The sequence below is a fragment of the Pseudosulfitobacter pseudonitzschiae genome, assembly GCF_900129395.1.
Classification (GTDB): domain Bacteria; phylum Pseudomonadota; class Alphaproteobacteria; order Rhodobacterales; family Rhodobacteraceae; genus Pseudosulfitobacter; species Pseudosulfitobacter pseudonitzschiae.
Genome location: NZ_FQVP01000003.1, coordinates 130,869 through 143,415, shown reverse-complemented (window position 1 = coordinate 143,415; position 12,547 = coordinate 130,869). Strand labels below are relative to the sequence as shown.

The following is a 12,547-nucleotide window of genomic DNA, read 5'->3' as shown; positions in this document are numbered from 1 at the left end:
AGGACCGGCCTGCTACCTGCGCCAATGCGTCGGGACAATGATCAACGCCCCGATGCTGGCCGCGATGGCGTTCAGCCCCGGACTGGAAAACCCGAAGCCGAACATCAGCCGCACAAAGTAGAACAAGAACGCCCCACCCACGCAGATGATGATGCTTTGCGCGATGCCGTTGCGGGTAAACCCCGTGCGTTCAGAGACATAGCCAACGATCCCCGCAATCACCACGGTGCCGATCATCACGGGAAACATCGCGCGCTCCTAAAGCTGGCTGCCTGCGGGCAAGGCGGTGCCGCGCAGGAATTCCGTTGCATCCTGCGCCCCGCGCCCGGCCTTTTGCAAGCGGGTCAGCTGCACAGCGCCCACGCCACAGGCAACGGTCAGCGCATCATCCAGCACCACACCCGCAGCCCCCTGCCCCTTGGCCAGACGGCTGCCCAGCACCTTGATCCGCACGCCATCCCGCTCGAACCACGCGCCGGGAAAAGGCGAAAGCCCGCGAATTTGCCGGTCCACCTCGACCGCATCGCGTGACCAGTCCAGCGCCGCCTCGGCCTTGTCGATCTTGTGGGCATAGGTAACGCCGTCCTCGGGCTGCACCTGCGGCGTCAGCTCATCCAGCTGGCCCAGCGCCCGAACAACCGCCGCAGCGCCCAGCGCGCTCAGCCGGTCGTGCAATTGCGCCGTGGTCTCGGTCGCACCAATCGGCGTGGCCTCGCGCAGCAGCACCGGACCGGTGTCCAGCCCCGCCTCCATCTGCATGATGCACACGCCGGTTTCCGCATCCCCCGCCATGATCGCGCGATGAATGGGTGCCGCACCCCGCCAGCGCGGCAACAGGCTGGCGTGAATGTTCAGACACCCGCGCGCGGGCGCGTCCAGGATCGCTTGCGGCAGGATCAGGCCATAGGCCACGACCACCGCCACATCCGCCTGCAACGCCGCGAACTCCGCCTGCGCCTCGGCGGATTTCAACGACACCGGATGGCGCACCTGCAACCCCAGCGCCTCGACGCGGGCGTGAACCGGCGTCGGGCGGTCCTTCTTGCCCCGCCCCGCAGGACGCGGCGGCTGGCAATAGACGGCGGCAATCTCGTGACCGGCGTCAACCAGCGCGTCCAGCACCGGCACCGAGAAATCAGGCGTGCCCATAAAGATGATGCGCATAGGGTGTCCTTTCCTGACAGGCAGGCGCTAACGCAATTTGCGTGCCCTGCGGATCAGCATATCGCGTTTCACGCGGCCCAGATTGTCGAAATACATCCGCCCGGCCAGATGGTCGATCTGATGCTGCGCCGACCGCGCCTCAAGCCCTTCGAAATCACGCCGGTCTATCACGCCCTGGGCGTTCAGAAACCGCACGGTCACCGCCTTGGGGCGGACGATCTCGGCGTGCACACCGGGCAGGTTGGGCGAGGCTTCGGTCCCCGCCTCGACCTCGTCCGAGGCCATCAGAACTGTGGGATTCGCCAAAAGGATACGGCGGCTGCGGTCCGGCGTGGCATCAACCACCGCCACTTGCAGCATCACCCCGATCTGTGGCGCAGCCAGCCCGACTCCGGGCATCGCGTCCATCGTCTCGACCATGTCGGCCCACAAGGCGTGGATCTCGTCAGTAATCTCGTCCACCGGCGCCGCCGCCGTGCGCAGGCGTTTGTCAGGCCATGGCACGAACGGGCGCAGGGTCATGTGGCGGCCGCGTCATAGTCGGCCAGCAAGGCCGCGCGGGCATCCGCGTCGAGACGGTCAAAGGTCAGCACCCCGTCCAGATGGTCATACTCATGCTGCGCACACACCGCGTCAAATCCGGTCAGGTCACGAGAATGCCGCGCGCCGTCAAGACCGGTATAGTGCAGCCGTACACTCGCAGGGCGCGCCACACGGGCCGACACGCCGGGAATCGACAGGCATCCTTCATCATTCTCCACAGGGGTGTCGTCCAGCACATCAATCTGCGGGTCGATACACACCAACGGATCGGGCGCGCCGTCTTTCCAGGCGGTGTCCATCACGAAAATCCGCAACATCTCGCCAATCTGCGGCCCGGCCAGCCCGCGCCCGGGGGCCGCGTACATGGTTTCCAGCATATCCGCCGCCAGTATCTGAACCTGCGCGGTCACCTCGCCCACCTCAGCGCAAGGCTGGGTCAGGCGCGCGTCCGGCCAGGTCAGGATCGGGCGGATGCTCATGATTTCTCGCGGGCCAGTTCGCGCTTCAGCTTGGTCATCTTGCGCGTGATCATCTGCCGCCGCAGCGGCTTGAGATAGTCGATGAACAACTTACCGTCCAAATGGTCGATCTCGTGCTGCACGCAAGTGGCCCACAGCCCGCCCATTTCTTCCGTGTGTTCCTTGCCGTCCCGGTCGATCCAGCGCACCTGCACCTCGGCGGGGCGAGTCACGTCGGCGAAATGCTCGGGGATCGACAGACAGCCCTCTTCATAGACGTTCGTCTCTTCCGAGGACGCAATGATTTCGGGATTGAACATGATCAACGGACGGGGCGCCTCACCCTCGGCCTTGACGCAATCCAGCACGATCAACCGCTCCAGCACCCCCACCTGGGGTGCTGCGAGTCCGATGCCCGGCGCATCGTACATAGTGGCCAGCATATCATCGCCAAGGCTGCGCAATTCGTCCGTCATGTCGGTGACGGGCGTGCACAGCTTCTTGAGCCGGGGGTCGGGGTGCAACAGGATCGGGCGTTTCATGGCAGGTCATGTAGGACAACACGGGCGGCGGTGCAACGGCCCCTTGCGCCTGACTGTCAGCGCGTTAGCAATACGGTCGCAAATCACAGGAGAGAGCCACATGAGCTTTGACGACATCGTAGACCGCCGCGGCACCCATTGCGCAAAATGGGACATGATGGACAAGCTCTATGGTGTCTCTGCCGACGACGGGCTGGCGATGTGGGTGGCGGACATGGATTTCAAACCGCCCCAATGTGTTCTCGATGCGCTACAGGCGCGGGTCGATCACGGCATGTTCGGCTATTTCGGGGACGACAGCGAATACCACGCGGCAATCCAGTGGTGGATGAAAGAACGCCACGGCTGGGACATCCAGCCCGAGTGGATCTTTACCACCCACGGGTTGGTGAACGGTGCCGCCATGTGCGTCGACGCCTATACCCAGCCCGGCGATGGTGTGGTGATGTTCACGCCGATCTACCATGCCTTTGCCCGCGTCATCAATGCCGCCGACCGGCGCGTGGTTGAATGCCAGATGGCCCTGAACGACGGGCGGTACGAACTGGATTTCGACGCATGGGACGCGCAGATGGACGGCAGCGAAAAACTGCTGATCCTGTGCAGCCCGCACAACCCCGGTGGCCGCGTTTGGACCAAAGCCGAGCTGGAAGGCGTCGCAGCCTTTGCCAAGCGGCACGACCTGATCATCGTTTCGGACGAAATTCACCACGATCTGGTGATGCCCGGCAACACCCACATCCCGATGGCCAAGATCGAAGGCGTCACCGACCGTCTGGTGATGATGTCGGCCACGACCAAAACCTTCTCCATCGCGGGCGCCCACGTGGGCAACGTCATCATTCAGGACGAGACCCTGCGCGCGAAATTTGCCAAACGCATGGGCGCGCTGGGGCTGTCGCCCAACGCTTTTGGCCTGTTCATGGCAACCGCGGCCTATTCGCCCGAAGGGGCGCAATGGGTCGATGACGTGATGGAATACATCGCGGGCAACGCCCGGATTTTCGACGCCGGCGTCAACGCGATCCCGGGGCTGAAAGCGATGCCGTTGCAGGCGACATACCTCAGCTGGGTCGACTTCGCAGGCACCGGCATGAGCCGCGAGGAAGTCACCCGCCGCATCGAAAAAGACGCGCAGATTGCCGCCAACTACGGCCCGACCTTCGGCAAGGGCGGCGAGACGTTCATGCGCTTTAACATCGCCACCCAGCGCAGCCGCGTCGAAGAAGCAGTCGCGCGTCTGACAAAAGCGTTCGGCGACTTGCAGTAATCCGCGCACCCGGGGCGTCGTGACAGGTCGGGCCGCAACAGCCCGACCTTTTTCGTTTCACCCGCGCCTGCGCCACAGCACCGACACCGTCAGCCCCAGCACCAGACACTCGGCCACCGGACCTGCCAGCCATATCCCGACCTCGCCCCAGATCAGCGGCAACAACAGCGTCAGCGGCAGCCCGAACAGATAGGTGCGCGACAGGCCCAACAGTCCCGCACGCGGCGCGTCTCCGATGGCCTGGAAATGCGTCGCCACCATCATCAGCGGCCCGAACATGAACATCGTTGCAGTCGTGATCGGCAGAATGCGCGCCACCTGCGCCACGATCTGCGGATCATCGACAAACACCGCGCCCAACCGTGGCGCGCCCAGCAGGTACACCACCTGCACGCACAGCCCGTAAGCCAGGCCAATGCCGACCGCCACGCGCAGGGCGGCCCGCACCCGCGCGTCCTGCCCTGCGCCGTAAACATTCGCCGTGATCGTCTGGAACGCCATCGACAATCCCAACAGCGGCAGAAACGCAAAGGTCATCAACCGCGAGATAATGCCAAAGGCCCCCGCAATCGCATTGAACTGCGCCCCACCCCAAAGCTGGATCGCAACCAAGGTCACAGCCGCCGACAACGACAGACCGACATACCCAAGACTTGAGGGCGCGCCCAAGGCCAGCAACCGCCCCCAATGCGCGGGCCGCATGGGCCACACCACAGGACGCGGCTGCCCACGCCGCACCGCGATAACCGCCAGCCCCGCGCAAAGCTGCGAGAGCAACGTGCCAATGGCCGACCCCGCCACCCCTTGGCCCAGTCCCACCACCAGCAGCGCGTCAAAGCCGATGTTCAGCACCGCCGCCATCAGCATGATCGCCGCCATCGGCCCCATGCGCCCCTGCGCCCGCAGCGCATCGACGCCAATCGCCACCAGGAACCCCAGCGGCGACCCGAATACCAGTATCGCCAGATACAAATGCCCGGTGTCCGCCAATCCGACATCCCCCGCCGCCACACGTATCGCCATGGGCGCGCCAAACAGCACGAACAGTCCCATCAGAACAAAACTGACCACCAGCGCCAGTTGCAGCGCACTGCCCAGCAACGCGTGCGCCCGCGGACCATCGCCCGCGCCCAGCGCCTGCGCGTACAGGGCGGAAAACCCGTTCGACACCAGCGTCGAAAGCGCCACCAGCATCATGTACAGCGGGAACATCAGCGTCACGGCAATCACCGCCCGCGCGCCCACATAGACACCCAGGAAATAGGCATCGACAACAGCAAAGGCACCGTTGACCCCCATCACCAGAATGATGGGTGCCGCAGTGCGCAAAAACAGCGGCAACAACGGGCCGCTGGTAAACATATTGAAAACGGGCGCATCGCTCATGGCGCACCCGCAAAGGACAGATAAAACATCCAAAGCCTCTTTCGGTCTCAGATGCGGTATCGGGAAGGGGCTCGCGTTGCCGTCGGACCGCATGTGTACCAAGAAAGGGACCAGATGCCGGTTCCCGAACTTCACCATCCATGCGAGCGGCAGGGGTCGGGCCCATGCAACGCGATTACACGCGGCCCGAAAGGTCGTCAAGCGTGACGCAATTTACATCTCGGCGGCAGGCCGATCCGACAGCAGGGCCACAGGCGCGTCCGGCGATTTTTCAAAGTCCAGCGCAGGTTTGTCCGCAACCGCAGTCGCGCGCTTGAACTCATAGTTCATCTCGCCCGCCTCTTCGTCCGAGGCAACAATCAGGCACTGAAACAGGTGAATGGCGCCATCGTACAGATCGACATAGCCGCGCAGATAGGGCGCGGTGGACGCCTCCACCGAAAACCCGGTTTTCCACATGCGCAGCACGGGATACGTCACCCCGTCGATGTTCACACGCAGGCGCGACGCCTTTTTCAGTCCGTTCAAACGGGCGCTGTCCAGACCGGCTTGTACTTCTTTGGGCAGAAATGTCGTCATGATCGTCCCCAGTGCTGTCGCATTGAAACTTGGCGCTTCTTTACCCCGCTTCAAGTGAATTTCTGATGAATTCCAAATTGCTGCGCTGCGGCTGTTGCAGAAATGTGCACCTGCGCAGGGGACCTGCGCGGTGGCACCGCTGTGCCTTTGCCCCCCTGCGCCCTAGGTATGTCCCAAGCAGAAAGGGAGATGACGCATGGGATTGCTCGTAGACGGCAAATGGCAGGACAAATGGTATGACACGGACTCTTCGGGCGGCAAGTTCGAACGCTCTGAGTCGAAGTTCCGCAACTGGATCACCGCGGACGGATCAGCGGGCCCTTCCGGCGAAGACGGGTTTGCCGCCGAATCGGGGCGCTACCATCTCTATGTGTCCTACGCCTGCCCCTGGGCCCACCGCGCATTGATCTTTCGCAGCCTCAAGGGGCTGACAGATCACATCGGCCTGTCGGTCGTTCACCCCGAAATGCTGGGCGACGGCTGGACCTTTGACACCGATTATGACGGGGCCACCGGCGACAGGCTGTTCGACCTGCCCTTTGCCCGCGACATTTACACCCGCGCCAACCCGACCTTCACGGGGCGTGTGACCGTGCCGATCCTCTGGGACAAACAGCGCGAAACCATCGTGAACAACGAAAGCGCAGAGATCATTCGCATGCTCAACAGCGCATTCAACGACATCACGGGCAACACCGACGACTATTGGCCGCAAGAGCTGCGCGACGCCATCGCACCGGTGAACGACCGCATCTACGACACGCTGAACAACGGCGTTTACAAATCTGGCTTTGCCACCTCGCAAAAGGCATATGACGAGGCGGTGCACCCGCTGTTCGACACGCTGGACTGGCTTGAGGACCGCCTGAGCCGGAACCGCTACCTGATGGGCGACCAGATCACCGAGGCCGACTGGCGGCTGTTCACCACGCTGGTGCGCTTTGACAAGGTTTATCACACCCACTTCAAGTGCAACCGCGCGCGGATTACCGACTATCCCAACCTGTGGGCCTATACGCGCGAGCTGTATCAATGGGATGGCGTGGCTGAAACGGTCAACTTCGACCACATCGTGCATCACTATTACTACAGCCACGACAACATCAATCCGAACCGGATCATCCCGATCAACCCCGACCCCGATTTCAACGCGCCACACGGGCGCGGCTGAGGTCAGGCAGTCTTGGGGCGCCGCCGGCAATAATGTTCGACCATCGCCGCCAGGTCTTCTGGCGGCGTCCCGCTTTGCACAAAGGCACAGGCGTTCTGGGCGTGGGCAAAGATCGACCCGTCGGAAAAGAACGATGTGTTGGTGACAAAGATGACCTGCGCCTGGGGGCAACGATAGCTGGCAAAGTCCGAAACGGCCAGCGCGCTGCCCTCGACCTGCACCAGGTCCAGGATAATGATCCCCGGTTCATCCTCGACAATCTGCCGGATGGCGTCCTCTTGCGTGGTCGCCACCCGCACCGCCATTCCGGAACGTTCCAGGTGCTTGCGCCAGAGATCAGCCAGCGCAGGCTCACTCTCTACGATCAGCACATTCATCAGCTTCATGGCCCTCGTCTGCGCTCAGCCCTATCTCAAGCAGTCTGCCCAAAGTGTTAACAAAGGGTTAATTGCTTCGTTCAATTCCTAACAAGTCGGAAAACGCGCCTAAAACGGCTTGTTTCCGCCAATCGCACGGTGTGAATAGGGCAATATTCGACAAAATCGCGGCAAAGGACATCTGCGTGGCACAAAAAAGAGATCATGGCGGCGATCTGGATCAGGCAATGGCCCGCTTTGGCGGCGTTCGCGACGATTGGGTGGACCTTTCGACGGGAATCAACCCGGTCCCCTACCCGGTGCCTGCCATGCCCGTCACCGCATGGACCGCCCTGCCCGATGCCACCGCCACCGCTGAACTGGAAGCTGCCGCGCGCCGGTTCTGGAACGTCTCCGACACCGCCGACGTGCTGGCCGCCCCCGGCGCATCAGCCCTGATCGCACAGATGCCACGGCTGGCACATCCGGCCAGTGTCGCCATCGCGGGGCCAACCTATAATGAACACGCCGCGGCCTTTCAGGCCCATGGCTGGGACGTGGGGCTGAGCGGTATCGCACAGGTGCTGGTCAATCCCAACAACCCGGACGGGCGGTTGTGGACGGCGCAGGATCTGACCGGCGACCTGCAGGTGATCGACGAAAGCTTTTGCGAGGTCACGCCCAATGCTTCGCTGATCGCACAAGCGGCCCGGCCCGGCACCGTGATCCTGAAAAGTTTTGGCAAGTTCTGGGGACTGGCGGGCCTGCGTCTGGGCTTTGCCATTGGCGATCCTGCTCTGATCGGCGCGCTTCGCGCCATGCTGGGGCCATGGCCCGTGTCCGGCGTGGCGCTGGCCACCGGCACCGCGGCCCTGTCAGACCCGGACTGGGCCACTCAGACCCGCACGCGTCTTGCGCAGGACGCCACGCGGCTGGACGACATCATGACCGCCAAAGGGGCCACCGTGGTGGGCGGCACCGACCTGTTCCGCCTGTACGATGTTGACGATGCCACCGCATGGCGCGACCGTCTGGCCGCCGCCCATATTTGGAGCCGCGTCTTTCCCTATTCCAACACATGGCTGCGCCTTGGCCTGCCCGCCCCCGACCGCTGGGCACAGATCGAGGCCGCCTGATGGATACGGCCCCCTTGCTGCTGTGCGCCTTGCTTCTGGATGCCGCACTGGGCGAACCGAAGTGGCTGTGGGCGCGTCTACCGCATCCTGCGGTGCTGATGGGGCGCGCGGTCAGCGCGCTCGACCAGCGACTGAACACCGGTTCCAACCGCAAAGGGCGGGGCATCGTTGCTGTCGCTGTGCTGGTGCTGGGCGGCGGCGCCATCGGTACGGGCCTGTCCCTGTTCGGCCCCGTCATCGTCACCATCGCCGCCGCGGTCCTGCTGGCACAGCGGTCGCTGGTGCAACATGTCGGCGCCGTGGCTGACGGCCTGCGCATGTCGCTGCAACAGGGACGCCGCAACGTGGCAATGATCGTCAGCCGCGACACCCGCGACATGGACACCAGCGCCACCGCCCGCGCCGCCATCGAAAGTGCTGCCGAAAACCTCAGCGACGGGGTCATCGCCCCGGCCTTCTGGTTCCTGATCGGCGGTCTGCCGGGGCTGGTGATCTACAAGGCGGTGAACACTGCCGACAGCATGATCGGCTACCGCACCGACAAATACCTGCACTTCGGCTGGGCCGCCGCGCGTCTGGACGATGTGCTGAACTGGATACCCGCCCGCCTGACCGCCCTAATGATCGCGGCGCTGTCCGGCGGTTTGCACCAGTGGCAGGCCATCACCGCCGACGCCCGCCGCCACCGCAGCCCCAACGCAGGCTGGCCCGAGGCCGCCATGGCCCGCGCGCTGAACATCGCGCTGGCAGGTCCGCGCAGCTACGACGGCACGATTCAGCCGCTGGCATGGGTCAACGCAGGCGGACGTGTGCCGCTGACAGCGGCAGACATTGACGCCGCCTGTGCGATACTGTGGAAGACATGGGGAGTTTTTCTGGGCCTTGCGGTCCTTCTTTCGTTGTTCTGAACTGGACCCGACATGCTGCGCTTTGCTTCTCTCGCCCTTGCCCTCACATTGCCCGTGACCGCCTTTGCCCAATGCGGCGGCTCTTTCGCCGACTTCAAGGCGGGGCTGAAAACCGAAGCGGTCAGCATGGGCATCCCCGCCGCCTCTGCCGATGCGTTCCTGTCCGGCGTCACCCAGGACCCGGCGGTGCTGAAAGCGGATCAGGCCCAGGGCGTGTTCCAGAAACCGTTCATCGAGTTTTCGCGCCACCTGATCTCATCGCAGCGGCTGGACAAGGGAAAACAACTTGCCCAGCAATACGACAGCGTCTTTGACAACATCGAAGCAACCTATGGCGTCGACCGCACCGTGCTCTTGGCCTTCTGGGCGTTCGAGACGGACTATGGCGCGTTCCAGGGCGACTTTAACACCGCCAACGCGCTGGCCACCCTGGCCCACGACTGCCGCCGCCCCGACCTGTTCCGCCCCCAGGTGCTGGCCGCGATGCAACTGCACGCCGCCGACGACTTTGACCCGCGCACCACCACGGGCGCATGGGCCGGCGAGATCGGCATGGTCCAGATGCTGCCCATGGACATCATCGAAAACGGTGTCGATGCCGACGGCGACGGCCATGTCAGCCTGAAAACATCCGCCCCCGACGCGCTGACCTCGGGCGGCAAGATGCTGCAACACCTGGGCTGGCAGGCCGGACAGCCATGGCTGCAAGAGGTCAGCGTGCCGGCCTCTATGGACTGGTCGCAAAGCGGGCTGGAAACGGTGAAATCGACGGCAGACTGGCAGGCGCTTGGCGTCGAGGCACGCAACGGCACACTGGCCGACCTGCCTGCGTCGCTGATCCTGCCGCAGGGCCACAAGGGCCCGGCCTTCCTCGCCTATCCCAACTTCAACGTCTATTTCGAATGGAACCAGTCGTTTACCTACGTGCTGACAGCCGCTTATTTCGCCACCCGGCTGGGCGGCGCACCCGTCTATGATGCGGGCAACCCCGATGCCGGACTGGACAGCAACCAGATGAAACAGTTGCAACAGCGTCTGTCAGACAAGGGCTATGACGTGGGCAAGATTGACGGCATTCTGGGGTCGGGCACCCGCACCGCCGTACAGGCCGAGCAGAAACGTCTGGGCCTGCCCGCCGACGCATGGCCAACGCCCGAGCTGCTGAACCAACTGTAAAGGACACCGCCATGGCTCTCAAGAAATCCAGCGCCCAGATGGTCGCCGACGCCCGCGCCCGCATCGAGGAAATCGAAACCGCCGACCTGATTGCCATGGTCGATGACCCGAACGTGCAAATCGTCGACCTGCGCGACCCGCGCGAACGCGAGCGCACCGGCTTTATCCCCGGCAGCTTTCACTGCCCGCGCGGCATGCTGGAATTCTGGGTCGACCCCGACAGCCCCTACTTCAAGGATATCTTCGCCGAGGATCGCAAATTCGTGTTCCACTGCGCTTCGGGTTGGCGGTCGGCGATTTCGGTCGATACGTTAAATGACATGGGATTCAAGGCAGCCCACCTCAAGAACGGTTTCTCGGAATGGGTGAAAATGGGCGGACCTGTTGAATCCAAGGATTGAATCCTGATTCCGCCCGCATCTCGGCGGAAATCTGCCATATGTCACCAGACATAAGGAACCGAAATTAGTCAAAAAGACCCGGAACAACCAACGATCCACCCGTGTTCTGCTGACATCAAGTCATCATGATCAGGAGGATCACATGAAACATTTTCTTGCTACGACCGCAGCCGCAGCACTTCTGGCGACAACGGCCTATGCGCAAACCGCAGAAACACAATCGCCCTTCGTCGATCCAACATCCGAAGCCGTGGCCGGTGCTCAGACCGTGCGCGCCTCGGACCTGATGGGCAAAGCCGTTTACGTTACCGAGACTGACGTATCCGGGACCGAGATCGACACCGATGCCATCGAATGGGAACGTGTCGGCGAAGTGAACGACCTTGTCATGAGCCCCGACGGCGAAGTGAACGCTGTCCTGCTGGACATCGGTGGCTTCCTGGGGATCGGCGAACGCAGCGTTGCGCTGAGCATGGACCAACTGCAACTGGTCAGCGGCATGAACGACGGCAATGACTACTACGTCGTGTTCAACGGCACGCAAGCCTCGCTGGAAAACGCTCCGGAATATGATGCCACCGCCATCGGCGCCTGGGCAGAAGACTCCCAGGCTGAGGCCGCAGACGCAGGCGCTGTAGCGACCGATCCGGCCGCAACAGAGACCGACGTGGCCGCAACCGACATGGACAAATCGGCTGATCCCGCAATGTCCAACGAAACGGCCGAGGCCGCTGATCCGGCCATGACCGACACGGATAACGCCGCCACGGACCCTGCGATGGCCGACGCCGACAGCACGGCCACAGACCCGGCCATGACTGACACGGACACCGCGGCCACCGATGCCGACAATGCGGCTGATCCGGCGATGACCGATACGGACACCGCAGCAACCGAGCCCGCAGCCGACCCGGCGATGGACACGGCCGCAGCGGACAACGCCATGGCTGACGACAACCAGAGCGTCTATTCCGCCGCACCTCCCGCCGTCACCGTTGACGGTTGGTCGCAAGTGGAACTGTCCGAGCTGACCACCGAAGATCTGACTGGCGCCGTTGTGTTCGACGCACAGATGAAAGACATCGGTGAAGTGGGCGAGCTCTACGTCTCGAACGACGGTCAGCTGACCGGCGCGGAACTGGACATCGGTGGTTTCCTGGGCATTGGTGAAGACCACGTTCGCGTGGACATGGAAAGCCTGAACATTCAGCGCGACGCTGAAGCTGGTGAAGTGCGCGTCTATGTCGACCTGACCGAAGAAGGTCTGAAAGCGATGAAAGAAACCAAGTAAGGTTTCCTTTCTGGCGCAGCCTTTCGCCCGTCCCTTCGGGGGCGGGCGTTTTCGTGCGCGCAGGTTGGGGTGTCTCTCACAGCGTTTCGATCTGATCATCCCGGATATGCCGCTCAGGGGTTTGGACAAACCGTCGGTCCCCGGATAGGTTCGGGCTACGGATGCC

Annotated in this window: 15 protein-coding genes; 7 read left to right on the top strand and 8 right to left on the bottom strand. The window is 63.1% G+C overall.

The genetic code is table 11. From position 1 onward, the window contains the following. Nucleotides 1-12 precede the first annotated feature (12 nt). From BUC08_RS08705 to def (BUC08_RS08685), 5 genes are read right to left on the bottom strand one after another with little or no spacing between them, the layout of a single operon-like run. Nucleotides 13-249 carry a hypothetical protein gene (locus BUC08_RS08705; protein WP_037928065.1) on the bottom strand — a complete coding sequence of 79 codons (237 nt, stop codon included), beginning with the start codon at nt 247-249 and terminating at the stop codon, nt 13-15. A 9-nt stretch (nt 250-258) separates the two neighbouring features. Beyond that, the gene (gene fmt, locus BUC08_RS08700) at nt 259-1,164 is read right to left on the bottom strand and encodes a methionyl-tRNA formyltransferase (protein WP_037928063.1); all 906 of its coding nucleotides are present in this window, start codon (nt 1,162-1,164) and stop codon (nt 259-261) included. 27 nt (nt 1,165-1,191) lie between these two features. Then, nucleotides 1,192-1,686, bottom strand: a complete 495-nt coding sequence (gene def, locus BUC08_RS08695) for a peptide deformylase (RefSeq protein ID WP_037928060.1) — start codon at nt 1,684-1,686, stop codon at nt 1,192-1,194. Further along, nucleotides 1,683-2,186, bottom strand: a complete 504-nt coding sequence (def, locus tag BUC08_RS08690) for a peptide deformylase (protein WP_037928058.1) — start codon at nt 2,184-2,186, stop codon at nt 1,683-1,685. The genes def (BUC08_RS08695) and def (BUC08_RS08690) overlap by 4 nt, the downstream gene beginning before the upstream one ends. Then, complete coding sequence (def, locus tag BUC08_RS08685; RefSeq protein ID WP_037928056.1) at nt 2,183-2,707, bottom strand: peptide deformylase; 525 nt, start codon at nt 2,705-2,707, stop codon at nt 2,183-2,185. Before def (BUC08_RS08685) ends, def (BUC08_RS08690) begins: the two co-directional genes overlap by 4 nt. 100 nt (nt 2,708-2,807) lie before the next feature. On the opposite strand from def (BUC08_RS08685), the gene BUC08_RS08680 reads away from it, so the two are divergent. Continuing rightward, the gene (locus tag BUC08_RS08680) at nt 2,808-3,977 is read left to right on the top strand and encodes a MalY/PatB family protein (RefSeq protein ID WP_037928054.1); all 1,170 of its coding nucleotides are present in this window, start codon (nt 2,808-2,810) and stop codon (nt 3,975-3,977) included. A gap of 57 nt (nt 3,978-4,034) precedes the next feature. Here BUC08_RS08680 and BUC08_RS08675 read toward each other — a convergent pair whose 3' ends face one another. After that, nucleotides 4,035-5,363, bottom strand: coding sequence for an MATE family efflux transporter (locus tag BUC08_RS08675; protein ID WP_037928052.1), 1,329 nt, complete (start codon nt 5,361-5,363; stop codon nt 4,035-4,037). Nucleotides 5,364-5,576: 213 nt separating this feature from the next. Continuing rightward, nucleotides 5,577-5,942: a hypothetical protein gene (locus tag BUC08_RS08670; RefSeq protein ID WP_037928050.1), complete on the bottom strand. Its 366-nt coding sequence runs from the start codon at nt 5,940-5,942 to the stop codon at nt 5,577-5,579. A gap of 196 nt (nt 5,943-6,138) precedes the next feature. Between BUC08_RS08670 and BUC08_RS08665 the strand changes: the two genes are divergently transcribed. After that, nucleotides 6,139-7,113, top strand: coding sequence for a glutathione S-transferase family protein (locus BUC08_RS08665; RefSeq protein WP_037928048.1), 975 nt, complete (start codon nt 6,139-6,141; stop codon nt 7,111-7,113). Between the two features lie 2 nt (nt 7,114-7,115). Here the strand turns inward: BUC08_RS08665 and BUC08_RS08660 are convergent, their stop codons facing one another. After that, entirely contained in the window at nt 7,116-7,490 is a 375-nt protein-coding gene (locus tag BUC08_RS08660) for a response regulator (RefSeq protein WP_037928199.1), read from the bottom strand. Between the two features lie 185 nt (nt 7,491-7,675). Here BUC08_RS08660 and BUC08_RS08655 point away from each other — a divergent pair, with 185 nt between their 5' ends. From BUC08_RS08655 to BUC08_RS08635, 5 genes are all read left to right on the top strand, one after another. Then, nucleotides 7,676-8,605: a threonine-phosphate decarboxylase gene (locus BUC08_RS08655; RefSeq protein WP_037928046.1), complete on the top strand. Its 930-nt coding sequence runs from the start codon at nt 7,676-7,678 to the stop codon at nt 8,603-8,605. Next, nucleotides 8,605-9,513, top strand: a complete 909-nt coding sequence (cbiB, locus tag BUC08_RS08650) for an adenosylcobinamide-phosphate synthase CbiB (protein WP_037928043.1) — start codon at nt 8,605-8,607, stop codon at nt 9,511-9,513. The genes BUC08_RS08655 and cbiB overlap by 1 nt, the downstream gene beginning before the upstream one ends. A gap of 12 nt (nt 9,514-9,525) precedes the next feature. Further along, a complete protein-coding gene (locus BUC08_RS08645; protein ID WP_037928042.1) occupies nt 9,526-10,689 on the top strand; it encodes a lytic murein transglycosylase in 1,164 nt (387 codons plus the stop codon). Between the two features lie 11 nt (nt 10,690-10,700). Next, nucleotides 10,701-11,090: a rhodanese-like domain-containing protein gene (locus BUC08_RS08640; RefSeq protein ID WP_037928040.1), complete on the top strand. Its 390-nt coding sequence runs from the start codon at nt 10,701-10,703 to the stop codon at nt 11,088-11,090. Nucleotides 11,091-11,232: 142 nt separating this feature from the next. Beyond that, entirely contained in the window at nt 11,233-12,381 is a 1,149-nt protein-coding gene (locus BUC08_RS08635) for a PRC-barrel domain-containing protein (protein ID WP_037928037.1), read from the top strand. Nucleotides 12,382-12,547 lie beyond the last annotated feature (166 nt).

Excerpts from the sequence above, each read along its gene's own strand:
- BUC08_RS08645 (WP_037928042.1), top strand. The coding sequence starts at position 9,526 with ATGCTGCGCTTTGCTTCTCTCGCCCTTGCCCTCACATTGCCCGTGACC.
- def (WP_037928056.1), bottom strand. The coding sequence starts at position 2,707 with ATGAAACGCCCGATCCTGTTGCACCCCGACCCCCGGCTCAAGAAGCTG.
- cbiB (WP_037928043.1), top strand. The coding sequence starts at position 8,605 with ATGGATACGGCCCCCTTGCTGCTGTGCGCCTTGCTTCTGGATGCCGCA.
- BUC08_RS08705 (WP_037928065.1), bottom strand. The coding sequence starts at position 249 with ATGTTTCCCGTGATGATCGGCACCGTGGTGATTGCGGGGATCGTTGGC.
- BUC08_RS08675 (WP_037928052.1), bottom strand. The coding sequence starts at position 5,363 with ATGAGCGATGCGCCCGTTTTCAATATGTTTACCAGCGGCCCGTTGTTG.
- BUC08_RS08660 (WP_037928199.1), bottom strand. The coding sequence starts at position 7,490 with ATGAATGTGCTGATCGTAGAGAGTGAGCCTGCGCTGGCTGATCTCTGG.
- def (WP_037928058.1), bottom strand. The coding sequence starts at position 2,186 with ATGAGCATCCGCCCGATCCTGACCTGGCCGGACGCGCGCCTGACCCAG.
- BUC08_RS08635 (WP_037928037.1), top strand. The coding sequence starts at position 11,233 with ATGAAACATTTTCTTGCTACGACCGCAGCCGCAGCACTTCTGGCGACA.
- fmt (WP_037928063.1), bottom strand. The coding sequence starts at position 1,164 with ATGCGCATCATCTTTATGGGCACGCCTGATTTCTCGGTGCCGGTGCTG.
- BUC08_RS08680 (WP_037928054.1), top strand. The coding sequence starts at position 2,808 with ATGAGCTTTGACGACATCGTAGACCGCCGCGGCACCCATTGCGCAAAA.
- BUC08_RS08665 (WP_037928048.1), top strand. The coding sequence starts at position 6,139 with ATGGGATTGCTCGTAGACGGCAAATGGCAGGACAAATGGTATGACACG.
- BUC08_RS08640 (WP_037928040.1), top strand. The coding sequence starts at position 10,701 with ATGGCTCTCAAGAAATCCAGCGCCCAGATGGTCGCCGACGCCCGCGCC.
- def (WP_037928060.1), bottom strand. The coding sequence starts at position 1,686 with ATGACCCTGCGCCCGTTCGTGCCATGGCCTGACAAACGCCTGCGCACG.
- BUC08_RS08670 (WP_037928050.1), bottom strand. The coding sequence starts at position 5,942 with ATGACGACATTTCTGCCCAAAGAAGTACAAGCCGGTCTGGACAGCGCC.